The sequence below is a fragment of the Geofilum sp. OHC36d9 genome, from assembly GCF_052400685.1.
In the GTDB taxonomy this organism is placed as follows: domain Bacteria; phylum Bacteroidota; class Bacteroidia; order Bacteroidales; family Marinilabiliaceae; genus CAZHHH01.
In genome coordinates, this window is the sequence record NZ_JBQTGJ010000004.1 from 237,729 (window position 1) to 263,506 (window position 25,778).

Annotated in this window: 18 protein-coding genes and 2 tRNA genes; 7 read left to right on the top strand and 13 right to left on the bottom strand. The window is 42.1% G+C overall.

All coding sequences use genetic code 11. From position 1 onward, the window contains the following. Nucleotides 1-4: 4 nt before the first annotated feature. Nucleotides 5-619, bottom strand: a complete 615-nt coding sequence (locus ACT3CD_RS07190; RefSeq protein WP_444644311.1) for an L-threonylcarbamoyladenylate synthase — start codon at nt 617-619, stop codon at nt 5-7. A 107-nt stretch (nt 620-726) separates the two neighbouring features. Here ACT3CD_RS07190 and ACT3CD_RS07195 point away from each other — a divergent pair, with 107 nt between their 5' ends. After that, nucleotides 727-1,074, top strand: a complete 348-nt coding sequence (locus ACT3CD_RS07195) for a DsrE family protein (protein ID WP_444644312.1) — start codon at nt 727-729, stop codon at nt 1,072-1,074. A 78-nt stretch (nt 1,075-1,152) separates the two neighbouring features. Here ACT3CD_RS07195 and ACT3CD_RS07200 read toward each other — a convergent pair whose 3' ends face one another. Beyond that, on the bottom strand, nt 1,153-1,662 hold the full coding sequence (locus ACT3CD_RS07200) for a YfiR family protein (RefSeq protein WP_444644314.1): 510 nt from the start codon (nt 1,660-1,662) through the stop codon (nt 1,153-1,155). 237 nt (nt 1,663-1,899) lie between these two features. Beyond that, nucleotides 1,900-2,730, bottom strand: coding sequence for a LytR/AlgR family response regulator transcription factor (locus ACT3CD_RS07205; protein ID WP_444644316.1), 831 nt, complete (start codon nt 2,728-2,730; stop codon nt 1,900-1,902). Nucleotides 2,731-2,979: 249 nt separating this feature from the next. Between ACT3CD_RS07205 and ACT3CD_RS07210 the strand changes: the two genes are divergently transcribed. The 3 genes from ACT3CD_RS07210 (at nt 2,980) to ACT3CD_RS07220 (ending at nt 4,503) form a co-directional block, all read left to right on the top strand. Next, nucleotides 2,980-4,122, top strand: a complete 1,143-nt coding sequence (locus ACT3CD_RS07210) for a DUF6051 family protein (protein ID WP_444644318.1) — start codon at nt 2,980-2,982, stop codon at nt 4,120-4,122. Between the two features lie 227 nt (nt 4,123-4,349). After that, nucleotides 4,350-4,422: transfer RNA gene (locus ACT3CD_RS07215), tRNA-Gly, on the top strand. A gap of 9 nt (nt 4,423-4,431) precedes the next feature. Continuing rightward, nucleotides 4,432-4,503 (top strand) — tRNA-Thr (locus ACT3CD_RS07220). A 105-nt stretch (nt 4,504-4,608) separates the two neighbouring features. Here the strand turns inward: ACT3CD_RS07220 and hemE are convergent. The 9 genes from hemE to ACT3CD_RS07265 form a co-directional block, all read right to left on the bottom strand. Beyond that, entirely contained in the window at nt 4,609-5,634 is a 1,026-nt protein-coding gene (hemE, locus tag ACT3CD_RS07225; RefSeq protein WP_444644320.1) for a uroporphyrinogen decarboxylase, read from the bottom strand. Between the two features lie 22 nt (nt 5,635-5,656). After that, entirely contained in the window at nt 5,657-6,946 is a 1,290-nt protein-coding gene (gene hemL, locus ACT3CD_RS07230; protein ID WP_444644322.1) for a glutamate-1-semialdehyde 2,1-aminomutase, read from the bottom strand. A gap of 60 nt (nt 6,947-7,006) precedes the next feature. Next, nucleotides 7,007-7,999 carry a porphobilinogen synthase gene (hemB, locus tag ACT3CD_RS07235; RefSeq protein WP_444644324.1) on the bottom strand — a complete coding sequence of 331 codons (993 nt, stop codon included), beginning with the start codon at nt 7,997-7,999 and terminating at the stop codon, nt 7,007-7,009. A 49-nt stretch (nt 8,000-8,048) separates the two neighbouring features. Then, a complete protein-coding gene (locus ACT3CD_RS07240) occupies nt 8,049-8,774 on the bottom strand; it encodes a uroporphyrinogen-III synthase (RefSeq protein WP_444644326.1) in 726 nt (241 codons plus the stop codon). Between the two features lies 1 nt (nt 8,775). Then, on the bottom strand, nt 8,776-9,708 hold the full coding sequence (gene hemC / locus ACT3CD_RS07245) for a hydroxymethylbilane synthase (RefSeq protein WP_444644328.1): 933 nt from the start codon (nt 9,706-9,708) through the stop codon (nt 8,776-8,778). Further along, the gene (hemA, locus tag ACT3CD_RS07250) at nt 9,698-10,945 is read right to left on the bottom strand and encodes a glutamyl-tRNA reductase (protein ID WP_444644330.1); all 1,248 of its coding nucleotides are present in this window, start codon (nt 10,943-10,945) and stop codon (nt 9,698-9,700) included. The genes hemC and hemA overlap by 11 nt, the downstream gene beginning before the upstream one ends. 52 nt (nt 10,946-10,997) lie before the next feature. Then, complete coding sequence (locus tag ACT3CD_RS07255; RefSeq protein WP_444644332.1) at nt 10,998-11,351, bottom strand: hypothetical protein; 354 nt, start codon at nt 11,349-11,351, stop codon at nt 10,998-11,000. Between the two features lie 935 nt (nt 11,352-12,286). Further along, nucleotides 12,287-16,663, bottom strand: a complete 4,377-nt coding sequence (locus ACT3CD_RS07260) for a M6 family metalloprotease domain-containing protein (protein WP_444644334.1) — start codon at nt 16,661-16,663, stop codon at nt 12,287-12,289. A gap of 130 nt (nt 16,664-16,793) precedes the next feature. Then, nucleotides 16,794-19,295, bottom strand: coding sequence for an endonuclease MutS2 (locus tag ACT3CD_RS07265; RefSeq protein WP_444644336.1), 2,502 nt, complete (start codon nt 19,293-19,295; stop codon nt 16,794-16,796). 287 nt (nt 19,296-19,582) lie between these two features. On the opposite strand from ACT3CD_RS07265, the gene ACT3CD_RS07270 reads away from it, so the two are divergent. The 3 genes from ACT3CD_RS07270 to ACT3CD_RS07280 all read left to right on the top strand — a co-directional run bounded on the left by ACT3CD_RS07270 (nt 19,583) and on the right by ACT3CD_RS07280 (nt 23,113). Beyond that, nucleotides 19,583-21,385, top strand: a complete 1,803-nt coding sequence (locus tag ACT3CD_RS07270; RefSeq protein WP_444644338.1) for a hypothetical protein — start codon at nt 19,583-19,585, stop codon at nt 21,383-21,385. Nucleotides 21,386-21,541: 156 nt separating this feature from the next. Then, nucleotides 21,542-22,360, top strand: coding sequence for a 3-methyl-2-oxobutanoate hydroxymethyltransferase (gene panB / locus ACT3CD_RS07275; protein ID WP_444644340.1), 819 nt, complete (start codon nt 21,542-21,544; stop codon nt 22,358-22,360). A gap of 66 nt (nt 22,361-22,426) precedes the next feature. Beyond that, nucleotides 22,427-23,113, top strand: coding sequence for an RluA family pseudouridine synthase (locus tag ACT3CD_RS07280; RefSeq protein WP_444644342.1), 687 nt, complete (start codon nt 22,427-22,429; stop codon nt 23,111-23,113). Between the two features lie 204 nt (nt 23,114-23,317). Here ACT3CD_RS07280 and ACT3CD_RS07285 read toward each other — a convergent pair whose 3' ends face one another. Next, nucleotides 23,318-25,729, bottom strand: coding sequence for a TonB-dependent receptor (locus ACT3CD_RS07285; RefSeq protein WP_444644344.1), 2,412 nt, complete (start codon nt 25,727-25,729; stop codon nt 23,318-23,320). Between the last annotated feature and the right edge of the window lie 49 nt (nt 25,730-25,778).

The following is a 25,778-nucleotide window of genomic DNA, read 5'->3' on the forward strand; positions in this document are numbered from 1 at the left end:
AAAATCATTCAATCAAGTGACCTTTACCCTGTCGGATCAGGTTAAAAGGCGATGAAGTGCAGTCAACAACCGTTGATGGTTCATTACCCCCAAATCCTCCATCGACTACAATATCCACAAGATTTTCATATTTTTCATGAATCAACTCCGGATCTGTGGTATATTCAAGAATTTCATCTTCATCATGAATGGAAGTGCTAAGTACAGGATTGCCCAAACCTCGTACAATTTCCCTAATAATGAGGTTATCGGGAATACGAAATCCGATTGTTTTTTTGTTATTCTTGAACAATCGTGGAATATTATTATTGGCAGGTAAGATAAAGGTAAAAGGGCCAGGCAAATTCTTTTTCAACAACTTAAACACCTGCTTATCAATTGCCTTAGAATAATCAGACAAATGACTCATATCATGACAGATAATTGACAAGTGATCCTTGCGTAAATTAAGTCCTTTGATTTGAGCCACACGCTCAACGGCTTTGCTGTTATTAATATCACATCCCAAACCATAAATGGTATCAGTTGGGTATATAACCAGTCCACCCGCACGCAAAACCTCAACAATGCGATCTATTTCACGGGGCTGGGGATTTTCGGGATAAATTCGAACTAACATAACCACTCCTTTTTTACAAAGATAACCAATTTAAAAGTCTTGAAACCAGTTATAGAACAATAACCGATTTTAAATGTTTACGTATAAACTTATATAAATTACTAGATATGAAAACAGATGCGAACAAATTGGCTATTGTCTGGTCAAGCGCCGACAAGGAGGTTGCCGAACGCGTAGTTTTAATGTACGCACAGGGCGCAAAAACACAAAAATGGTTTGAAGAAATTACTGTTTTAGTCTGGGGCCCGGCTACAAAAACACTGGCTCATGAAGCCCATCTTCAAAACACCGTAAAAGAAATGCTAAAAGCCGGCATAAATATAAAAGCATGCAGTGCCTGTTCAGAAAGCTACGGCGTGACGAAAGACATTGAAGCATTAGGTATAGAAGTCGTTCCGTTAGGACCAATTTTAACGGATTATATAAAAAACGACTACAAAATATTAACATTCTAAAAATAAAAGAGCCGCATGATTCAACATCAAACGGCTCTTTTATGGTAAAATAAAAACCTATACTAACCCTAAAATAAATTAATTCTGCGCAAAATTCTTCAGCTGACTACTTACCAGCAACTTATTAGCCTTGGCCAAATCTTCATTCAAGGTAAAAACCATTTTCCCATCCTTAACAAAAAGATTTATTATCGAACCCGCAGGTGCCCCATTTTCTGATTCAGTAACATAAAGAACTGACTTACCCGTAAGTTTTGATTTTATCACATCAAACTTCTTCAAGCTGCCGTTAGGAATAAACAGCATATGACAATACTTCACCTCATCTGCAGAATTGAATTCAACAATGTTAATAGGACGCCCTCCGGCTGTTCGGCTGCCCATATTTGCTTTCAGCACCTTGGCAAGCTGACTGTTTTTACCTATTACGCCGATAATAAAAGCCGGTTCCTTATAAAGATCAGGCCATTGAATTAATCGGGTAAAATTATACAGAAAAGTAACCTGATACTTCTCCAATTGCGCATTAGCTGTACTCACTACCGAAAAAGCAAACACAACTACTATTACATAAATTGATTTCTTCATGATACAAGCTAATTAAATAAGGCTATACCAAATATAATAAACCTAAAACTATTATCTAAAGGCTTAATTATAATTAACTTACCTAATAATTTAATTAACGCTAAAAACCAACAACAAACGTCATCAGATAGAAATAAACCACTAATAATCAACCACCTTAAAATTCTTTACAAATTCGAAAAATGCGTCCAAAAATACGAGTCAATAATACTTTTTTAACAAAAACGAGAACCTAAGTTACTCAAATCGAGACATTACAACTTTTGAATAAGACCTTGAAACAGGTATTGCAATCTCACCCTCATCATCAAGCCACAATGCCTGTTGCCCCTTTTCGCGTTTAAACATCTTAACCTGATCAAGATTCACCATGAATGACCGATGACACCTTAGCAACGGCAAATACTGCTGCTGCTCCTCAATTTTTTTAAGCGTATTTCGTAACAAATGAGTCTTCGTACGGGAGCCGGCTCTATAATGGATTTCCACATAATTATCACTGGCCGACAGATATAATAAATCTGAAGCTTTTATCGTAAACCTTAAAACGTTATTTTCATCTTTAAAAGAGATGAATTGCGGCCTGCTTCGTATCTGCATTAACAAAGCTTCCAAACTCATCTTCTTTTCCTTCCAGGAAAAATATAAAAGAGACAACAAATAAGGAATCAACAAAATAAGAGATGCATTTTGAACGGCCACAATATAAAGCAACGCAAAAGGACGCACGCCGCCCAGCGTAACCCTTTCCAAAATGGCATAAAAACCCGCCATAAATAAAATCTCGGCTAAAACCATTGCAGCGTAGCCTAACACCGTAATACGTTTATAACGTTTAATGGCAAACATAATTACCCGGCTAAGAATAACCACTATCATGCCGGATAAAACCAAAAGACCAGAAGCCAACGTGAACATCCACCAACTGACGTCGTACCAATGATCGGCACCAAACGGACGGTAAATATTGATAAACATAAACGCAAACAAAGCGGTAAAAGCAACCTGATGAATAGTATTTCTTTTGGTGATAAAGAAATCCGGAATATTTTTCTGTTGTCTGATCATATTACCAATGGTTTCATTTTACAAATAAAAGAAAGCGTGCATATACAAGCTCCAGGCACTCAACTTTGAATTGCATCATCAATCCACTAATACAAATGTAGCCTTAAAAATAAGAAAAACAACTCACCCCACCTTGTCGTCATTCACCCCAAGGCTACAGCCATCCACCCCACAGCACCTACAGCCACTGCATAATCCTTACAAGCATAAAAAAAATATATTTCTTTGTAATAAGAAAATTAAACAAAAATGCTGCTACACGAATTACATAACGTCTTAACAAATCTCTTTGAACCGAGTCATACTTTCATGTATTTCCCCAATGGCGTTACGTGCTATTCACTGGATTTTCAATCTGATTTTACGTCTGCTCCCCGACAGATAAAAGAACCCGCAACACCCAGCGAAAAAAAAATTTTGGCAGAACCGGGGGCTAAAACAAATCAGAATTTCAAGTATTTGGTCATGACGCCAAACGAAGATAAGCAAAGTGAAGCCATTTTATTACTTCACGGACTCAATGAAAGATCATGGGATAAATACCTGACCTGGGGCTATCAATTGGTTCGTCAAACGGGAAAAGCCGTAATATTATTCCCTATTGCTTATCACATCAACCGATCGCCTCGTAGCTGGAGCAACCCGCGGGAAATGATTTCGCTGGTGCAACATCGTAAAGAGAATCATCAAGCCATTGAAAAAAGCAGTTTCGCAAACGTTGCCTTAAGTTTAAGAATGGAGTATACCACCGAAATGTTTGCGATTTCGGGTATACAAACCTACTTCGACATCGTAAAACTCGCTTCCCTGATCAAAACAGGCAATCACTGGTTATTCCATAAAAATACGTCAATAAATATATTTGCCTATTCAATAGGAGGGCTCCTTGCGCAAATTTTGCTTTTAGCCAATCCCGCCAGTCTGTTTTCCGGCCAAAAAGCATTCCTGTTTTGCGCGGGAGCCACCTTTGACAAAATGAACGGCGTCTCAAAAGCCATCATGGACAGTGCCGCCTTTAAAAAATTAATCAATTACTTCAATGGCACGCCCAACATCCAAAACGACATCTCATTGCCATTACAGTTCGCCAGTCTACTTCCCGACGCCTGGGAGAGTTTTTTAACCATGATCTCATCAAAAAACAACACCCAGAAAAGAGAACAAGGCTTTTCGGCCATGAAAGACAGAATAAAAGCGATTGGACTTACACAAGACACCGTGATACCACCAAAAGCAATCAAACAAACCATACCAAAAAGCAGTCGTGAAATAGACTTTCCGTTTCCCTATACACATGAAACGCCGTTTCCTTTAAATTCAAAACTCAGTAAAGAAAAAGTCGATCACTCCTTTAATGAAATCATGAATGAAGCCGCCGATTTTTTAAAATAATCAGAGCACTGCAACTTCTTGAAACCAAGCCCACAAAAGGAAACAGGTTAAAAACCCTTTATTTTTTAATGATACAAAATTTTGGACGAATGATTTTTTTTCTATTTTTGCACCGCCTTTGACAAGACAACAACCGGGATTGAATCAGTTTTAATCGCTAAGCAGTTGTTTTAATATCAAAAAAGACAAGGCAGAGACGAAAAAGAAGTCTCTTTAGGTAAAAAAATGCGGAAATAGCTCAGTTGGTAGAGCACGACCTTGCCAAGGTCGGGGTCGCGAGTTCGAGTCTCGTTTTCCGCTCTTTTTTTTGCCGATGTAGCTCAGGGGTAGAGCGCTTCCTTGGTAAGGAAGAGGTCATGGGTTCAATTCCCATCATTGGCTCAACAAAAAAGCGAAGTCTGAAAACAGACTTCGCTTTTTTGTTGCTATAAAAGGCTCAAAAAACTAAACAGAGCCCACTCTGCGACCTGACCACTTAGTTAACAACTATTTCCATGTGGTATTCTTCACCCAATCAACCACAAACTTAGCATTATCGTAAGGTGTATCCGGCAAAAAACCATGACCAAGATTTAAAATCCATTTATCGTTGTCGCGGAAAAAAGGTTTCAATTTCTCAAGCTCATTTTCAATCACGGCCGGACTGGCATAAAGTAAACGGGGATCGATATTACCTTGCAACCCCACTTCCGGGTGCACCAATTCACGTGCATGATTGAGTGGCATTTGCCAGTCGATACTCACAAAATCGCATAGATCAGGGGTAACATATTTCAATCCCGTGCTAAAACCTTTGGGAAAATAGATGAAAGGAGTGCCTGTACTCCGCACAGCCTCACTAATTCGTTGCACGGCCGGAAGAAACATTTCACGATACATCGCGGAAGGAATAAGACCAGCATGGGTTTCGAACAGCTGAAACACATCAATACCGTGTGCTATTTGATTTTTAGCGTATATAATCGTCATCTCAGCTACGGCATCAATCAAACGAAGTGTTTCAGCCTTATTCTGAAACATAAACTTCACCGCCGCCGGAAAATTTTGATTAGAACTAATACCCTGAAGCATATAGGCCAACGTTGTCAGCGGTGCTCCACTAAATCCAATAAGCGGTATATTTTCGTCGCGTTTACGAAGTATTTCATCTATCACATCGTAAATATAATTCAAATCATCAGGTTGAGCAGCCAAATGATCAACTGGCTTATCATACTGACTCAGCGGAGTCGGAAACACAGGCCCCCCATCCGTCCATTTCAGCGCCATACCCATAGCACTGGGAATTACCAATATGTCGGAAAATAAGATCGCCGCATCCACCCCCAAATCAGTGACAGGCATAAGCGTAACATCAGCAGCTATGACCGGATCGGCCATCATCTCCCGAAACGAATATTTCTCCTTTAATTTATTATAATTAGGGAGCACGCGCCCCGCCTGACGCATGAACCAGACCGGAGGACGTTCTCCTTTAATTCCATTAATGGTATCCAACAAAATAGACTGCATAATCCATCTTTTAAATAAAACCTTACAAATGCTTCATTGCAGCGTCACTAACCGCTATCACCCGATCAATATCGGCATCGGTATGTGCATCGGAAACAAAAGTACATTCAAATTGCGAAGGTGACAGATAAACACCGTTATTCAACGATTGTTTAAAATAAGCAGCATACCGGCTTGTATTTGCCGTCATGGCTTCATTAAAATCAGAAACTTTGGCAGCTTCAGTAAAAAAGAGCGTCATCATAGAACCAACACGGTTAATCACACCCGGAATACCATTCCTTTGAAGATTATCCCGCAATCCGGCCTCCATCTTAGCGGCTTTGCGCTCCAACTCTTCGTATATGTCAGGATGCCCGTTAAGCATTTTAAGCATCACATAACCGGCTGACATAGCCAGCGGATTACCGCTCAATGTCCCGGCCTGATATATTGGACCCTCAGGGGCCAGCTTATCCATAATATCCCTGCGCCCGCCGTAAGCTCCAACAGGAAGTCCGCCACCAATAATTTTACCCATCGTTGTCAGGTCGGGTGTCACACCAAACCTTTTTTGCGCACCGCCCGTTGACAAACGAAAGCCGGTAATAACCTCATCAAAAATCAGCAAAGCGCCATATTTCTCAGTCAACGCACGAAGTCCTTCCAAAAAGCCCGGGGCAGGTACAATAACCCCCATATTACCGGGAACAGCCTCAACAATAACGGCTGCAATCTCTTCGCCTTGCGACTCAAACAGAGCTTCAACCGAAGCCAAATCATTGTAATAAGCAATTAAAGTATCCTTAGCAGTGGACTTTGGCACGCCGGGGCTATCGGGAATACCCAGAGTCAGCAATCCGGAACCGGCTTTTATTAAAAAGCTGTCGGCATGTCCATGAAAACAACCGGCAAATTTCACCACCTTATCACGACGCGTAAATCCACGTGCCAGCCGAAGCGCACTCATCGTAGCCTCAGTTCCGGAATTTACCATTCTTACTTTATCCACCGACGGCATCATTTCAGTAATCAACCCGGCAACCCGCGTCTCCAGAAGCGTAGGCGCACCATAGCTGGTGCCTAATGCGGCGGCATGCTGCACGGCCTCAACAATTTCGTCACGGGCATGTCCCAAAATCAAAGGCCCCCAGGAAGCAACAAAATCGAGATATTTATTACCGTCAATATCCCAAACGTGAGCACCTTTAGCCTTTTGAATAAACAGCGGATCCGTACCCACACTTTTAAATGCCCGTACAGGCGAATTAACGCCACCAGGAATCAACGCACAGGCTTCCTTGAATGCTTCAATACTTTTATTGCAATTCATTATTCAACTTTTCAGATATAAAAACTCAGTAACAACTTCGCGATATGTAAACCAAAAACGTTAAACCCTTCGTCCGGCTTTCAATTCATTGGTCACAAACTCACGCGCATGATAGGTGATAATAATATCCGCTCCTGCCCTTTTGATGGAAGTCAGAATTTCTTTAATGAGCCGTGCTTCGTCAACCCAACCATTGGCACCAGCCGCTTTCACCATTGAAAATTCACCACTCACATTATAGGCCACCAAAGGCATATTGAACGTATCTTTTACCCGACGTATAACATCAAGATAACTCAAAGCCGGCTTCACCATAACCATATCAGCCCCTTCTATAATATCCTGTTCCACCTCACGAATCGCCTCATCGCTATTGGCGGGATCCATTTGGTAGGAGCTTCGATCGCCAAACTGCGGGGCACTTTCAGCCGCATCCCGAAACGGGCCATAAAAAGCTGATGCATACTTAGCGGAATAAGCCATTATGGGCGTATTATAAAGTCCATTATCATCCAATGCCTTGCGTATAACCCCCACACGGCCATCCATCATATCGCTGGGCGCAATAACGTCGGCCCCGGCCTGGGCCAGTGTTACCGACTGTGCCGCCAATGTCTTTAACGTCAAATCATTGTCAACATCACCATCGACCACCGTACCGCAATGACCATGGGTAGTGTATTCACAATTACAAACATCGGCCACGATCAACACCTGTGGCAACTCTTTTTTGATGGCGCGGATAGCAACCGGCACAATGGCATTGTGTTCGCAGGCAACAGCACCCGTTTCATCTTTTTGATCGGGAATACCAAACAACAAAATTTTATTAACCCCTGTGGTTGCAACCAAATCTTTAATTTCGGCCACCAATAAATCAACCGACAACTGATAGTTACCGGGCATTGACTTAATCGGATTTTTAACGTTCGTGCCCGGGACAACAAAATAAGGCATTATCAGATCGTCGCGATTAACTTCTGTTTCGCGAACCATATCGCGAATGACCGCATTTTTACGCAATCTTCGTAAACGTGTAATTGGAAAACTCATATCTCAAATATTTTTAAATAAACTTACGTCTTAAAATCATCAAAGAAAATCAAAAACAATTTAACACCGAGCAGGCTACCTCTCTGTAAGTCTGCGTTGAAGCAGTCGCAACGGGTTCAATTCCGTACCGACGAATAGCTGCAGAAGTTATTTCACCAATACTGACCAAACGCATTTCTTTAGGTGCTTCACCCAGCAATTGAATTAAATGGTGAACCGCCGACGGACTGGTAACAGTGATTAAATCGTAAGCATCCGATTTAATTAATTCCAGCACCGACTCATCAATAACAGACGGCATTTTTGTATCATAAACATTAATACGTTCTACCTGACAGAATTTTGTCAGATTATTTGTTAAAACAGCAGGGGCCAGCTTCCCCAACACCAACAGAACCTTGTCGTTGGGATGCAACACTTGTCGTAATTCCCGACTAAAATGACCACCGGATTTACCACTACCAACAAAATCAGCCTTCCAGCCAAGAGCCGTCAAAGCGTGACTGGTCGAGTTACCAATAACCGCAATTTGCGCAGCGCAATGGCTCTGCTTCGCAAAAAAAGGTTGTAAGGCATTTTTACTGGTAAAGACGACCCAATCGTAAAATGACAAAGGTTTAGGCAATGAAAACGAACAAGGCACCGTTTCAATCAGCGGCATCTGTAACACCCGTATACCATATTGCTTAAGAACATCCACCAATTCATCGCGCTCCTTAGCGGGATGCGTTGTTATGACCGTTTTCCCCTTTAACAATAAGTTGTCTGTTTTCATTTCATTCAGGTATCCGGATATTGGATAAAATAGAATCGCCTCCTTCATTAAGAATTTTAAAAGCCAATTCAATGGCATTTTCGGCCATCTCCTCAGGATCACATTCAATGGTGTTCCGGATCAAGGTCGTGCCATCCAATGAAGCCACCATGCCATTGATGCACATTTTATGGTTTATTGGCTGAATATAACAGGCCACAGGCACCTGACAGCCGCCCTCCAGCGTACGCAAAAAAGCCCTTTCGGCCACCGCACGCTGCCATGTATCATCGTCTGAGATACCATCAACGAACGATTGGATAGCGACATCACCTTCACGAATTTCAATTGCTACCACCCCCTGACTAACGGCCGGCATCACCACTTGCGGGTCAATATACTCAGTGATGAGTTCCTCCATTCCCAGACGCACCAAACCGGCACCGGCCATTATCATTCCTTCACAATGACCATCGTTCATTTTTTTGATACGGGTATTAACGTTCCCCCGTATATCAACAATTTGAATATGAGGATAACAGCTCAACACTTGTGCCTGACGACGCAAACTGGACGTCCCAACACGATCGTTCGCGGTCATTTCAGACAGCTTGCGACCATCTTTAGAAACAAAGACATCGCGCACTTCACCACGCGGCAATACGCCGCCAATAATTAAACCAGAAGGTAATTCGGTGGGAAGATCCTTCAAACTATGCACCGCGACGTCAATGTCACCATTGATCAAAGAACTTTCAATCTCTTTGGTAAACAAACCCTTGTCACCGATCTTCGACAAGGAAACATCGAGAATAATGTCACCTTTTGTTTTGATGACGACAATTTCGCAGTTAAGATGAGGGTAAACATTTAAAAGAGCGTCGCGGGTTTGATGTGCCTGCCACAATGCCAACTGACTGCCTCTGGTACCTATACGGATGGTATTATTTTTCATTGGATGGTTCAAACATTTTATTGACAATACCGACAAATTCGGTCACACGTCCATTGTCGGTCACATTTTTCAAATTTTTCACCAACCGGTTACGCATCATTTTTGCCTGATGCCTGTTCACTTTCTCATATTTTGCACGCTCATCTTCCGTCAATGAGTCGCTGATCAACGCCATCTCTTCATCAAAAAAGCGGGTCACAATTTTATTGATATTTGCAATTACCGGCTTCAAATTCTGAACATTAAGCCAATCAATAAATTCCGAAACTTTTTGCTCAACAATTGCTTCGGCTACCGATAAATATTCATGTTTATGTTCAGCATTCATGGCCACAACCTCCTCCAGATCGTCTACATTTAAAAGCTTAACCCGGCTAATTTCAGCCACGTCCTGATGAATATTTCGAGGAACGCCCAAATCAATCATCATAATACGCTCATGCCCGTTTAAATGAGGGGTTATCAATTTTGCGTCAAAGACCGGCGCTTTGGTCGCCACCGAAGTCACAATAATCTCAGCATCATGAATTCCTTTCATCATGTCTTCAAAGGGCAACGCACGGCCATTATAACGACGCGCCAATTCCTGCGCCTTCCCGAGGGTGCGGTTAACAATACTGATGTTACGGCAACCCTTTTTCGATAAATTTTTAATAACCAATTCGCCGGTATCCCCGGCCCCAATCAACAAAATATTCCGATCGGACAAATCGGGAAATTCCTCATAACATTTTTCAACAGCAGCATAACTAACCGAAAAAGCACCGTGACTCATAGCCGTACGCGTACGAACATTTTTACCACACTCCAGAGCCTTATCAAACAGCCGTTTAAACTTCTTATCAATAAGTTTTTCGTCCATGGCAGAAGCAAAAGCGCTCTTCACCTGCGACACAATCTGGTATTCGCCCAAAACCATCGAATCGAGGCCTGCTACAACCTGAAACAAATGCCGAACCGCTTCCCGATGATAATATTGAAAAAGATAGTTTTTACTATTCTCATCACCCGGCAGTAACGATTGAGTGATTACCTTAAAAGCACCATTGGTACAAATGCCGTCTGCGACAAAATAGACTTCGGTACGGTTGCATGTTGAAAGAACCAGCACCTCTTTAAAATATTGACTTTGAAGAATTTTACGCGCTAAGACTAACGCATCGTCCCGTTCGAAAGCAAGTTTCTCCCTGATTTCGACAGGTGCTGATTTATGGCTGACACCTACAATTCCAATCATAACGACTGTAAATAATTAAATCTCCGTAACTAAACTAAACACACTGATACTATTAACAATGCGACGGAGGTGAAAGCCCAAAATAATCAATTTTAGGAAGGAAATCATATAAAAATCTGTTTTTTTGAACGGCTGGTTTCACATAAGGATCAGACCGCCTTAAGACAGACAAAAAAACAGCCAGGCTTTGACCAACGCTACAACGCTGGCAACCATCTATTTCAAAAAGAAGATCATCGTCGGAATAACTTTCTCCATTAACAAAAGCCACTGCCTCTGATCTCGTTTCGTTAACACACAAAGCATCGTTGGCCCTCTCCAGATTAAATTTCAAAAAAGAAATAACCATGAAGCCGGCCAATAAAACATAAGGGATAAACGAGCCAGACAGACCTACAAAAAACATTTAAATGGATTTTCCACAAAGTTACCAATTAACACGAATAAATCCCAAATAATTGGGATAAGGATATCTTTAATCACTTTTGTCCGGTAAAAAACATATTCTCCATTTAAGTGCTCAAGCCGCACGGGCTTTTACTTTTTTTACTCATTGAAGTTTTTATTTCAAAGGTATTCGTGATCCGCTTCGCTCCACTACAGCAAAAAAAAAGTAAACAAAAATTTTGCGTTTAGTGAGGGCAGTGTGCAAATTCATTTGCAACAATGCCGAACGTAGCAAAATTCAATGTAATTAAAATGCCGCCGCTGCAAGTAATTTCCTAAAAATCAATTCCATTGTCTACAATCCGGAAACTCGCTTCGCTCAGACAGCCCGGATTTCTTTACGCCAATAAAATTGATTTTCTTAACGGAAATTTCTTGAGGCGGAAAGCAACCCCAATATCTCCTAAAATTTCTGGCTCTCACATTGGAGCTGAGTTCTAATCATTTTTCTAAATTTTCACCGGACACCAATGGTTTTAAATATAACCAAGTAAAAAACTCTGCCAAAACTTGTGTTCTCAAATAAAATATATTTCTCTAATGATGTTTTTTTATTGGCAGGCATTTCCTCGACATTCGTAAAACAGACCTTCAGGTCGATATTCTTTAAGTTTTGTTTACAGCTCTCATAAATTCCAGAATCAGCTGAATTAAGTAAATAACTTCTATTGATATTTAATTTTAGATTTATTTTTAAAACGATATAATCTTTTTCTATAAATAATATTCCTCAAAGCCAGTCTTTAAAGCTCTCTGTCACAATTGACCATTTACGCCTGTAAACTTACATTTTTAGAACTGCGTGAAACGGACTTATCAGCCTCAGTATTTCACTTGCAAACACTAATAAAAGAAGACTTTCGCCAAACAGCAAAAGTCTTCTTAAAAACAAAATTACCTTTTAACGACTTTGAAACGACGAACATCATCATCACGAATCAATTCCACCACAAAAATACCATCTGCGGTCGCGGGTAAATCGATCGTAACAATTGCGCCCCCCTGCCGCTTTTCATTTAGCAACAACTGTCCTTGCGCATTATATACATTTATACGAAAATCACCTGCTATCACACCTTGTATTTGCAGCATCTGGTCATTAATCAAGGGATTTGGGAAAACCAAAACCTCATCATCTATGGCTAGCTGGGTTGTATCTGTCACAACAATTTTTAGTTCGACTGCCATTTCCTTATCGGCATCAATCGAAACAGAGCCCGCCTGAGTCGCAAAACCATCCAACGAGACAGAATAAGCAACACCCGACACCAAATCAACACCATCAAAAACGGCCAGCCCCTGCACATTGGTTGTAACAGTCTGTCCGTCAAACACAACAGTGGCACCCTCCAGCAACTCCTTGTCCTCATTTGTTACCACAAAAGTAACGGTATAGCAACCCGTCACGTCATAGTCTTCCGACCATAAAGAAGATGTATTAAAGTCCAGATAATCGGTACGTACCTTAAAGACATTTGAGCCACAAGTAGCCGATGACATCGAAATCGTCGAATTAGAAAACCCGATGGAAGATCCGGCATCCGTGTCATTTATCATGACTGAATAACCCAGGCCTGAGTAGACCGTTAAATCTTCACTAAGCAAAGAAGACTGTTTTTGAACCTTAACGACACGCGATCTTTTAATCTTATCCACATTTGACTTCAACACTTTAGATGATCTCAAGCCAGGAGCCCCTTCAACATTTTGAGCTACAGGTCCCATCCTCAGATCATCCAACAAAAGCGCCAAATGATCTTCCGAATTATAATTAATGGCGATTTTCACTTTTTTACCGGCGTAAGCATCCAGCGAATAGGCATAACGGGTCCAGTCCAACGGCACCACTTCCGATCCATCGGAAATAAGGACAAACTCATCGTCCGAAGATTCCTGAACAGACACGAACACTTTAAACGTTTCAAGGCCATAGGAATCGGTCAGCGAACGAGCCATAAAAGAGACCTCATCGCCAGACTCAACGGTTACAGCAGGCGAAATCAACCAATCATTGTTATACGCATTGAATGAAGAAAAAGCCGCCAGACAATACTTCCCATTGAACGGCATCATATCATATTCGGACTGCAAAAGTCCGTCATAAAAAGGATTCAAGACAATAAATGAACCGGTATATTTTTCGTTGGGAAAGGACAGGTCAGACAGCCCGTAAGTCGGACTTTCATCTTTATCAATCTGAGTCCAGCCCTGCATTTCCAGCGCAAAGGCATCATACCCTTCAAACCCTTCATCAATAACAGGATCCCAATTCAGGGTAACCACATTGTCCTGTTTCTGATGAGAAATATTTCGCACGGGCACCAAATTATCAATCGACTGCATTGTAACCGAAATAGTACTATCCTTTATAGCTTTAAAACGAGTCCATCGCGTCTTATAGCCATCGGCCTCAATTTTAATAGCTTTATAATTTTCATTGTGTTCAGCCATCCAGCTAATTGTACCAGAAGCATCAACTACGTATGGCGTCCCGTCAATAAAAGCCGTTGCATTGTCGATGGGCGCCGTTCCGTTGGTTACTTCCATCGTCATACTATAAAAAACAGACTCTGTCGGGAAAATATACCTGTCAGGCGCCATTTGATAGCAATAACCATCTGCGTAAGCGAAAAAAGAAAAATAATAGTCGGAGCTATTCTCCAGACCAGTCACAATGACTTCCGTTCCATTTCCTGCATAAACAACATATTCGTCGTCGCCTAAAGCCGCACCAGTTCCAAACTCTGCATTAGCATCATAGCCAACGCCTACCTTTGGTAATTCAAGCGTTTTATTGCCTTTACGTGCAACAATCAAAACCGACTCATCGGTTGGTAAAGACCAGGCCAACTGAATGGTTGTTTCGGTATTACCCGGCGAGTGCACCGAAGCAGCCCCCAAAAGAGACGTCTCGCACGCGGCACCTTCAGAAATTACAACATCATCGAGGCCCACGCCATAACCATAATTGCCAATCCCCACAAAAGCAACCTGCAGTGCTTGAGAATATGGAAGACGATAACGTTTATGAATCCATTCCTTTTCAGCCTCATCTTCATTAGCCAGCGACTCCCATGTTTCCGATCCTTCTTTTTTAACATAGACTTCCAAATAATCCTGATCCTCATCCCAGGGTGCCTGGATATGATAAAAATCAAGATCATAAACTTTTCCTGCCTCAAGCTGAAGTGGTGGTGATATTAACCGCGTTGAACCGGTTGTATATGATTCTACAAAAAAAGAAGAAAACCAGGATCCTTTGGCTGCTGCAGCGGGCGTATTACCCAAACCGGTATCACGGCGTTCCCACAAATAATCACCCAATAAGGATTCCTGCTGCCAGTCCAAAAGATCAGATTCAAAATCCTGAACCCAGGGAAAAACAGACACCGTCTCGGCCGGTGTTAATTTCTGCGTAGTTAATGCCCCTGACCAGGAGGTTCCCAGATTACTCCAAACACTGTAATAATATAAAGATGATGCCGACAGCCCCGAGTGAGAAAACAATGTATCTGCACTACCATAATACAATATTGTTCCACCCCCGGATATCTCATCGCCCACGGTATACACCACCCCATCTTCGGGCACTCCAAAAACACCATCGTCACTCCAGGCCAGCAAAACCGGAGTATCTTCGCCCGATGGCGTCCAATAAATTTCATTTTCAGAACTGCTAATATTAGTGGCACCCAACGCTAATGGACTGCCATTTTGCAACGCTAAAAAATCGAAAGAAACCACGCCGCCATTTTCCTGAATACCGGTAATACTGCGGTTATATGGCAACCCAGTCCATGTAATCATGGCCGGATCACTATCATCGGTTAGTTGAGTCACGTCATTTGCTCCCGGGAAAGGAGCCGACGATGCGTTAACATAACCAGCAGCCGCCACTACATACAAACCCTGATGCTCATCGGTGTTTATCTCATTTGAATTACGCTTCGCAGTAATCACATCTGTGTCAACATGATAAACAACCATCCCATGTCCGGGCAAAGCCGCGTCAAAACCTGTTTTTTGCCTGTTCTCCATCAAAAAATAGTCATTAAGCTCAGGACTGTTAACACGATAAGCCACGCCTGAAGAGATAGACGACGCCAGAGATAAATGACCGGCGGTTGAAATAACCTCTTCCGTCATCCATCCCAATTCTATCTTTGAGAATGCATTGTGATGCGCTGGTCGTGAGCCGGCGGGTGTCCCGTTATAATTTCCCTGATTCATGAGATCCCAACGCCCGGTACCGGCATAGGTCACGTCATCGTCAATGGTATCATAATAATCAGGTAGCCCCAGATTGTGCCCAAACTCATGGCAGATAACCCCAATTGTATTTTGATCGCCCGATGAATTACGCGTTTCAGGCTGAATGGTATACTGATCGAGCATAACGCCGTCAAACGAACGTGCAAGACGCGAATACCCGGCCGATGAAAAGCTGTATGAATGGCTCCATATATCCGTTTCGTCACCGGTTACCTCCTGCCCCGGACCCTGATGAATAATTGCAATGCCCTCCACAACTCCATCACCATCGTTATCGAACTGAGAAAAATCAATATTCAAATTGGCAGCTGCTTTAACCGCCTCATAAGCAAATTCAGACCACTTGTCTTCAGATCCGTAATAATCATGATTGTTTGGCACCGTAACCCATGCCGTAACCTGCGAAACCATAGTTAAAAGCCCGCCGCTAACTTCGTCATAATAATCGGCAAAACTACCGGTACCATTATAACCTGCTTCATTCATCATAGCATCAAAAACCGACTGCTCATGATAAGGTTGCGTATCACTAAAATTAGCCAATATCACCAACATTTTCTGAGTCCCCGATGGCTCAAAAAGATGATCGCCCGAACTTTTTAACAGCAAGCTGTTTTTTGCGGCACGTTTGGCTGCAATAACGTCTCGACTGACGCCGGCTCCCCGACTCATATCTGTAAGAAAATCTCTTTCGGCATTATTACGAAGATCGGGATCAGAGGCCTTGACGCCTGAAGGAACCGCTTTCCCTGATTTCAAAAATGTTGCATATTCAAAAAGGCCGTTCTGATTACGCACAATACGATAGCCATCAGTGGTTGCAACCCAGTTGAACCATTCATCACCATGCATCTGAATGGTAAGCGAAGAACCATCAGGCTGAATTATTTTTTGCGGAAAGGGATAGCCCCCAACGGCTCTGATACTGGTTGTTGCAGAAAACAAAAACCCGATGAAAACCAATTTCAGAAGGGTTGTAAAACATGTCTTAAATTTCATAAACATCAAATTATTATCCCGTTACGCACAAAAACGAGATATGAATGTAGTCCTTAACTCATCTTTAAAATAGTATAGCACAATAGCTAAAACGAACTATTAGCCAGATAGTTTTAAAAAAGTGCCATTTTTATTCCAAATCGACAACTGTTATGCCTGCGCCGCCAAACTGCAAATCTTCGTCGGCGAAATGACGAACAAACGGTATGGTGTTAAGTTGTTCCCTTATTAACTGACGCAGAATACCAGTTCCTTTGCCATGCAAAATCTTAACTTTTGAAGCACCGCATAAAACAGCCTCATCCAAATGACCTACAACCAAATTAATAGCCTCTTCAGCCCGCATGCCACGAACATCTATATCTGCTTTAAAATTAAGTTTCTTCTCGCGAATGCGCTCAGCCAGCCCTTTAGTCGCAGAACTGTCTTGTCGCATCTCCTTTTTAAAGGCCTTATGGCTAACCCTCTCCAAACGGGTAATCTTTACTTGTGTCATCAAATAACCAAAAGCTACCAAAGCCTCTTTGCCTCGTATTTCTATGACTTCGCCGGGTACCGGCTGACCTTGTAACTTGACCATATCGCCTTCAGCAATCGTGGCAGGGATCTCCTTCTTTTCTTTCTCAGCAATAGAAACCTTTGGCGCAAGCGCTTTGTCATCCCTTGATTTCTTTTTCTTTTTTCGATTTTGAATCTTCTCCATTTTATGAGCCAGCCGTTGCTGCTCATCAACATTCAGCACGTCGGCCGAGGACAGTTCCTCCTTAAAATGATCGAGGGCCTTACGAGCCACCTTTGTTTTCTCTTTTTCGGCTTGAGTTTCACGAATCACCCGAATGGTATTTTCAATCTCCTTATTGGCACCCGACAACAAACGAGCCGCCTCATCCTTTGCTTTCTGAAGTATTTCTTTTCGCTCACGCGATATCTGCTCCAACTCCTTTTCATACTTCTCAGACACGACATCCAGTTTACGCTCCTGTTCGCGGATGGTTCTGCGTTTTTGCTCCCAATAACGTTTATCACGAATAATCTCGCGCAAATGTTTGTCAAAATGAATATGGTCTTCCCCCAAACGATCTTTAGCCGCCATCAGAATAGATTCGGGAAGTCCTGTTTTTCGGGCTATTTCAAAAGCAAAAGAGCTGCCGGGAGCCCCAACTTCCAGCTTAAACAAAGGTTGTAGCAAATGTGTATCAAACTGCATAGCCCCATTCACAATGCCATCAGTCTGAGACGCATAATGTTTAAGATTTGTGTAGTGCGTTGTAATAACCCCGTAGGCCCCTTGTTTATTCAACTGCTCAAGCACCGCCTCAGCGATGGCACCACCCAGCATTGGCTCTGTTCCTGTTCCAAATTCATCAATCAGCAACAACGAACGATCATTGGCGTGACGCACAAAATTTTTCATATTCAGAAGATGCGAACTATAAGTACTCAAATCGTTCTCAATGGACTGTTCGTCACCCAGATCCAAAAACAGAGACTCAAAAAACCCCATGTGAGATCCTTCGGTCACCGGTACCGGCAAGCCGCATTGCCACATATACTGAATCAGCCCTACCGTTTGCAGACAAACCGACTTACCCCCGGCATTTGGTCCTGAAATCAAAACGATGCGATCGTCGGGCGTAAACTGCAACGACAAAGGCACCACCTCTTTACCCTGACTTTTATGATGCAAAAAGAGCAAGGGATGTACGGCTTTAATCCAATGAAACGACGGGTCGGTACCCATGTCCGGAATAATCGCATTAATGCGCGCAGCAAACCTGGCTTTTGCCCTTATAAAATCTATAATACCCAAAAAACTATAGGCATAAAGTAATTCATCGAGATAGGGACGGATATATGATGACACTTCAGTTAAAATGCGAGCGACCTCACGCCTTTCGGCATATATCATCTCACGAATTTCATTATTCAACTCAACAATGGCAGCCGGTTCAATAAAAGACGTTTTACCAGTTGCCGACTCGTCGTGAACAATACCGGAAATTTTTCTTTTGTTGGACGATGGAACCGGAATAACGGCGCGTCCATCCCGAATACTGACAGAAACGTCGGCTTCGGCCAATCCGTCTTGTTGTGCCTGTCTGAGAATTGAAGCCATGCGCCTGGAAACACTTTGCTGCAAGCTCAACACTTCCCTGCGTAACCGCGCCAATTCCGGCGAAGCATTATCTTTAATTTTGCCCTGCTTGCTTAAGATACTATCAATTTTATCAATTACAGCCGGGTAAATCATGATGTCCCTGGCCAAAGCATTAAGATAAGGAAAGTCAACCTCGTCTTTCGATTTTATAAAACGAACAATATCCCGGATAGTGCCCAGCGAACGCCTTAAGTCAAACAAATCAGATTCTTCCATGAATAGTCCGTCCACTCTGATTCGCTTTAAGGGCCCCCGCACATCAATAAAAAAACTCACAGGCATCTCTAAGCCGTCCGCCTCAATCTTCATCATTTCATTGGTTTGGCCCAGCCACACCGTCACCTGCTCAACCTTACCCGAAAACGACATACGGTCAATCCACTCCTTACCCATACCACTAAGACAATGCTCAGCCAAAAAAATACGAATTTTATCAAAATGCAGTTTCTGCTCAAAAGTTTCCGGATATATCACCTATCTATATATTTTACGTTCTGAATAAAGCACAAAAATAAGGATTTAGTTTGTCTCCACAGCCATGTCATTTCAACTAAACAATTAAACAAACCCAACCAAAATTCAGCCAATCTTGTCGTCAACTACCCCAAATGCCATTATTTTATCCCAAACACAAGAATAAAACCTTTTTAAAACCCCAAAGCACAATTGTTAATCTATCTTTGAAACAGTACAAAATAAAAAACCACCAATAGCAAGTACAAATCCCCCCGGTTAAATCATCTTTTAATACCTGAAAATATATGCAATTACACACATTTCACATTCCAGTAATGGGAATCGGCTACACCATTGACACACCTGTAAAGGTAGCACATCTGGGCATCGCTTCTGCCATTTCACTGGTTGACGACATGCTTACCGAACGACTACGGGAACTATACAGTACTAAATACAATTTCCCATTCAATGCAATCACGAACAAAATAAATGACTTTAGAGCCGAGAGAATTAAAAGCTACCTGAACCTCATTAATGATATTGTAAACAATAAATTCGAAGATTTCAAATCAACACTCACCACAAAACGAGAAGAGCTGAACAAATTCAGAACCCTTCTGCCAGAGACGTCCGAATTAAAATTACTTCTTGATCAGGTTATAGAGACAGCTTCCAACAGTCGCATCGGAGAAATTCTTCAACAATATTTACATCCCGGTAGTATTGATGTTAATATAATGACCAAACTGGATAAAGAAAATTACAAAGGCGGGGAAAAATTATCGACCGAACACAATGATGCACACGCGGCCCTTCGTGGTTTTGCCACCAGTAACTTAAACGCCTCCATTATACTGTCGGCCGGAATGAACGCAAGACTATACAGTTACATGGAGCAATTTGAAGATTTTTATCCGGATAAAAACGGCACCTTCCGAAAACAAATAACACTAAAAGTTTCAGATTACCGATCCGCCATTGTACAGGGTAAAATTTTTGCAAAAAAAGGACTTTGGATTTCAGAATTCAGAATTGAGTCGGGATTAAATTGCGGCGGGCACGCCTTCGCCACGCAAGGCTTTCTGATGGGGCCTATCCTTCATGAATTCAATCAAAACAAAAACAACCTGAAACAAGAACTATTTGAGATATACACAAAAGCTCTGCAATCCAAAAACAGAACGACTCCATCACAAGCACCCGCAATGCAGCTAACAGCGCAAGGGGGTGTTGGAACCGCTGAAGAGCATGAATTTCTTTTAAAACAATACCAACTTGACAGCGTGGGCTGGGGCTCTCCATTTCTTTTGGTACCTGAGGCCATTTCGATTGATAAAGCCACTGTTCAACTTTTGGCCAACGGTAATGAAGATGACTATTTCCTAAGCAATGTATCACCCGTAGGCGTGCGCTTTAACAACATAAAAGGCACTTCACGCGATTTAGAACAACAAAACAAGATCAAAAATGGCGTTCCCGGAGCAGCCTGCACCAAAAAATTCATCCTGCTTAACAAAGAATATACTGACCGGCCCATCTGCACTGCTTCACGACAATATCAGAAGCAGAAAATTGAAGAACTAAAAGCCAAAAACCTACCAAAAGCAGAATCTGAAAAAGAATTTGAACAAATAACTTCAAAATCATGTATTTGTAATGGTTTGGGAGTTGCCGCTCTAAACGCACATGGGCTTAACACACAACTGGAAGGATCAGGCGTATCAGTTTGTCCGGGGCCCAATCTGGCTTATTTCTCAAAAGAGTCATCACTCCCGGAGATGATTGGTCATATTTACGGACGCTGTAATTTAATCACACATCCCAATCGGCCCAATCTTTTCATGAAAGAATTAGGCATGTATCTGAACTATCTGGATGAAGAAATGGATGCATGCGTTATGCCCAATAATCGTCAGATAAAAAACTGGGATGATTTCATCAACAACATGGCAAATGGGATAAGCTACTACGAGTCACTCTTTAATTCAGACCAGAAATGGAGTGATAAAACACAACAAGAAACCTTATTACAGCTTAAAAAATTCAGGACAAAACATTCAGTATTATCAGACAAAATAAGAGACCTTAAACTGATTGAAGCATAAGCAACTACCATCCCATTCCAAAAATAAAAGATCAAAAAAATAAGACCAATATTTCTTTGATCTTAAACAATTAAGAGCAATCAGACGTCAGGCTCTTTTTCACTGTTCAATATCATTCATTTTATCCTTATCTTTGCCGTTCAAAATCAAAGAATCATGTCTGTAGCAAAAGAAGGACCCAAAAAAATAACCACTCATGTGTTGAGTGAAATGAAGATGAAAGGTGAGAAAATAGCAATGCTCACTGCGTATGATTATTCCATAGCAAAAATTGTTGACAAAACAGGGTTAGACGTCATTTTAGTGGGCGACTCCGCAGCCAACGTGATGGCGGGATGGGAAACAACCCTCCCCATTACCCTGGACCAGATGATTTATCACGCTGCCTCAGTGGTACGAGCCGTAAAACGTGCTATGGTAGTTGTTGATATGCCTTTTGGAACCTATCAGGGCAATAGTAAAGAAGCCGTCGCATCGGCCATCCGAATGATGAAGGAAACAGGTGCCGATGCGTTGAAACTGGAAGGCGGACAAGAGATACTGGAATCAGTGAAACGTATTCTTTCGGCCGGCATACCCATCATGGGACATCTGGGTCTGACACCACAATCAATCCACAAATTTGGCACATACGCTGTGCGCGCCAAACAGGAAGATGAAGCTAAAAAACTTGTGGAAGAAGCTCATCTGCTCCAAGAGGCCGGGGTATTTGGTATTGTCCTGGAAAAAGTACCAGCTGTTTTGGCCGAAAAAGTAGCCAAAGAACTCACCATTCCTATTATAGGCATTGGTGCGGGCGGTGGCGTAGACGGTCAGGTTTTGGTCATTCACGACATGCTGGGTATTAATCAGGATTTTTCGCCACGATTTTTACGTCGATACCACAACCTCTACGCCGAAATAACCGGGGCGGTAGGCAATTATATTGAGGACGTGAAGTCGCATGATTTTCCAAACGAACGGGAACAGTATTAACCAAAACAAGTTCATCAACCGATGAACCACCATACAAGGCTTCCCAAAACAAAATTATTAAAAACGATGAATCTAGAAATTTTATACGAAGACAACCACCTCATCGCAGTCAACAAAACCGGATCGGATTTGGTACAGGGCGACGATACCGGAGATGAGCCATTAAGTGATAAGGTGAAAGCCTACATTAAAAAGAAATACAACAAACCGGGAGAAGTATATCTTGGTGTGGTTCATCGATTGGATCGCCCCGTCAGCGGCGTGGTTTTGTTTGCCCGCACCAGTAAAGCTTTAGGGCGGATGAATAAGATGTTTCAGGACAAAGAAGTAAAAAAGACCTATTGGGCCGTAGTAAAAGAACTGCCTGAAGAAGATGAAGCAACCCTTCGTCATTTTATTCTAAAAGACAGTAAAAAAAACAAATCATATGCTTTTCCAAAAATGCGTTCCGGTGCCAAGGAAGCTATTTTAAGTTATAAAATGATTTCGAGCTCTGCCTCGTTCCATCTGTTGGAAGTTGATTTACAGACCGGCCGTCATCATCAGATCCGATGCCAGCTTGCTAAAATCGGCTGCCCCATACGCGGCGATTTGAAATACGGCTTCTCCCGCTCAAATCCCAATGGAGGAATAACATTACACGCCCGTAAAATCCGGTTTAATCATCCGGTAACCAAAGAGGCCCTTGAAATTGTGGCACCTGTTCCGCGCGATGAAAAATTGTGGAAGGAATTTGCCAATGTAACCAGATAAACAAAAAGCGATGCTTAATACAGCATCGCTTTTTTACTTCAGTGTCCTCCAAAAAAAATAAGGACTAATAATAATAATAAGGAATGGTTGAATTTAAAACCTGCGAAATCCCAAAAATGTGAGCTCACATTGGGAGACCCTATTCAGAGAACAGCCATAACATAGAAACAGGACTTTTCTTTCAATCACAAACGCCTATTAAACCTAAAATTTCAGCACCAACTGGCCCATGTAATATCGCGGTGCCATGGGATAATAATAAGCCCAGGTCTGTTCAACCCCCTCCTCGTACCAGTTACCTCCATAAGCATTACTCTCATACTTCAAATTAGAAAGGTTATTAACCATCAGGGAAATTTCCACCTGTTTCATCCATGCAGGCGTAAAGCCATAGCTCAGCTTAAGGTCATGCACCAGATATGCATCCAATTGACGATCGTTACTGGAAGTATTATCAAAGAACTGTTCTCCGACATATTTAGAATTCAATGTAACATTGGCACCTTTGAAACATTTCACGGCAAGAGAACTTCCAACAACCAATGATGGCGAATAAGCAATATCGGTTGTCCCAAGCGGAGTAATGCGAACCAATGCATTACCGTCGGCATCATATTCGTCGGCCGTCTCAACATAGTTCTCAATTTTATTACGGCTAAGTGTTATATTTCCATCCCAACGAAGAAAATGAACCGGTCTTATCCCCCATTGTAATTCAGCCCCGGCGCGATAACTTTTTTCAACATTTGTCATGATATCATACCCCACGTTGCTTTTTTCACCAGTAGGCACCAGCTGATCACGATACAACATATAAAACAGATTCACATTAAAGGAAGCCATTCCGGACTTAAAACCTGTTCCAGCTTCCCAGTCAAACAATCGTTCGGCCTGAGGCATAGCATCCGGGTCGCCATTGGCATCCTTGAAATTGGTACGCGTAGGCTCACGATTGGCAACACCAAACGAAGCATAAGCATCCACCGCCTCATTAACAGTTACAAAAAAACCGGCCTTGGGATTAAAAAAATTGAATGAATGATTCTGATCCAAAGAATTTAAATCATCGTCGAATCCCGACATTTCGTAATCAACCCCACGATATTGCATATCCAATAAAAAGCTAACTGCACCGAAGTCAAAGTCCAGTTTGGTAAAGATGTTATAATCAGTTTTCAACCCATTGTTAAAATACCATTCATAATCTTTCTCCATGTTAGACGCATAACGAGCCCAGATAATTTTCCCATAGTGATCGCCATCATACCGGTTCCAACCGCCTCCCACCGACAATTTAAGGAAATCGCCTGCTTGCTGGTTACCCGAAAATACAAAACCGTAAAAATCATTTGCCATCCATTTTTGACGCACCAAATCTGTCGTTTCTACCGTCTGATCACCAACCTCCACATTGGGCAAAGCATAATCAGCAAAAGACTCTCCCTCTTTGTATTGCTCATAAAAGCCATCTCCCCGGGTATAGTGGAGCGCCAGTGTCATATCCGAATTCAAAGAAAAAGCATGACTGAAAAATGCCTGATAATGTGTTTGTATATAATTATCCGACTGATCTTTATAATACTGTTCATTACCATTAATATCGGTATAAACTCCTGCGGGATTGTAACGCCGGTCAATCTTCAACAGCTCCTGAGGTACGCCCCACCAACTAATTCCGGTACGCTGATCGCCATGAATCACATTCATCTTCAAAAAGCTGGAGGCAAAATGCATTGTTCCACTCAGATACAATGACTTATGATTAGCAAACGCATTTTTTATGTAACCGTCAGACTGAACATTGGAATAGCGACCCTCAAAGGAAAACCTGTCATTAATAAGACCAGTACTCATTTTAACCGAATTCTTAAAAGTATTGTAACTCCCAGCTGCTGAAACAGCTTCGGCAAAAGGCTCCGTTGTATCGGCCCCACTTCTAAAATTAACAGTAGCTCCAAAAGCGGCAGAACCGTTGGCCGAAGTACCCACGCCGCGTTGCACCTGGACCTCTTGCACCGAACCTGAGAAATCAGGCATATTAACCCAATAGACACCCTGACTTTCAGAATCATTTAAAGGAATACCATTAACGGTGACATTGATACGCGTAGGATCAGAGCCCCGGACTCTAAAAGCCGTAGAACCAACTGCGATACCCGATTCGGACGTAGCAACCAACGAAGGCATCAATTGCAGCAAATAAGGTAAATCCTCAGTTGTACCTAAAGAACGTAAGGCATTCCCCGATTTATTAGAATAGGCCACCGGCGCTTTATCACCTGCCCTGTAAGCACTAACAATCACCTCCGGGGTCAAATGCCATTTTTGAGTCATTTTAAACTCAAGATTAACATCCGCATTGATTTCAATGTCTTGAGCCAACATTTCATATCCCAAAAAAGAAATTTTTAAGGCATGTACCCCTTTATTAATTTCTGAGAATTCAAACCGACCCTGATTGTTTGTAACCGTTGCAAGCGATTCATCCAGCCAAATAGCCGCGCCGGGCAAAGGGTTAGACTGTTCATCTGTCACAACACCCAAAAAGCGATACTGTGACATAGCCACGACCGATGTCATGACCAACATCATCAACAAAATAAAAGATCTCTTCATTTTAAAGCAGTTAAAATTTAAAAAATAAACAAAACTGCAATGAGGATAA

Coding starts and splice junctions, on each gene's coding strand:
- ACT3CD_RS07190 (WP_444644311.1), bottom strand. CDS start 619: ATGTTAGTTCGAATTTATCCCGAAAATCCCCAGCCCCGTGAAATAGAT.
- ACT3CD_RS07195 (WP_444644312.1), top strand. CDS start 727: ATGAAAACAGATGCGAACAAATTGGCTATTGTCTGGTCAAGCGCCGAC.
- ACT3CD_RS07200 (WP_444644314.1), bottom strand. CDS start 1,662: ATGAAGAAATCAATTTATGTAATAGTAGTTGTGTTTGCTTTTTCGGTA.
- ACT3CD_RS07205 (WP_444644316.1), bottom strand. CDS start 2,730: ATGATCAGACAACAGAAAAATATTCCGGATTTCTTTATCACCAAAAGA.
- ACT3CD_RS07210 (WP_444644318.1), top strand. CDS start 2,980: ATGCTGCTACACGAATTACATAACGTCTTAACAAATCTCTTTGAACCG.
- hemE (WP_444644320.1), bottom strand. CDS start 5,634: ATGCAGTCTATTTTGTTGGATACCATTAATGGAATTAAAGGAGAACGT.
- hemL (WP_444644322.1), bottom strand. CDS start 6,946: ATGAATTGCAATAAAAGTATTGAAGCATTCAAGGAAGCCTGTGCGTTG.
- hemB (WP_444644324.1), bottom strand. CDS start 7,999: ATGAGTTTTCCAATTACACGTTTACGAAGATTGCGTAAAAATGCGGTC.
- ACT3CD_RS07240 (WP_444644326.1), bottom strand. CDS start 8,774: ATGAAAACAGACAACTTATTGTTAAAGGGGAAAACGGTCATAACAACG.
- hemC (WP_444644328.1), bottom strand. CDS start 9,708: ATGAAAAATAATACCATCCGTATAGGTACCAGAGGCAGTCAGTTGGCA.
- hemA (WP_444644330.1), bottom strand. CDS start 10,945: ATGATTGGAATTGTAGGTGTCAGCCATAAATCAGCACCTGTCGAAATC.
- ACT3CD_RS07255 (WP_444644332.1), bottom strand. CDS start 11,351: ATGTTTTTTGTAGGTCTGTCTGGCTCGTTTATCCCTTATGTTTTATTG.
- ACT3CD_RS07260 (WP_444644334.1), bottom strand. CDS start 16,663: ATGAAATTTAAGACATGTTTTACAACCCTTCTGAAATTGGTTTTCATC.
- ACT3CD_RS07270 (WP_444644338.1), top strand. CDS start 19,583: ATGCAATTACACACATTTCACATTCCAGTAATGGGAATCGGCTACACC.
- panB (WP_444644340.1), top strand. CDS start 21,542: ATGTCTGTAGCAAAAGAAGGACCCAAAAAAATAACCACTCATGTGTTG.
- ACT3CD_RS07280 (WP_444644342.1), top strand. CDS start 22,427: ATGAATCTAGAAATTTTATACGAAGACAACCACCTCATCGCAGTCAAC.
- ACT3CD_RS07285 (WP_444644344.1), bottom strand. CDS start 25,729: ATGAAGAGATCTTTTATTTTGTTGATGATGTTGGTCATGACATCGGTC.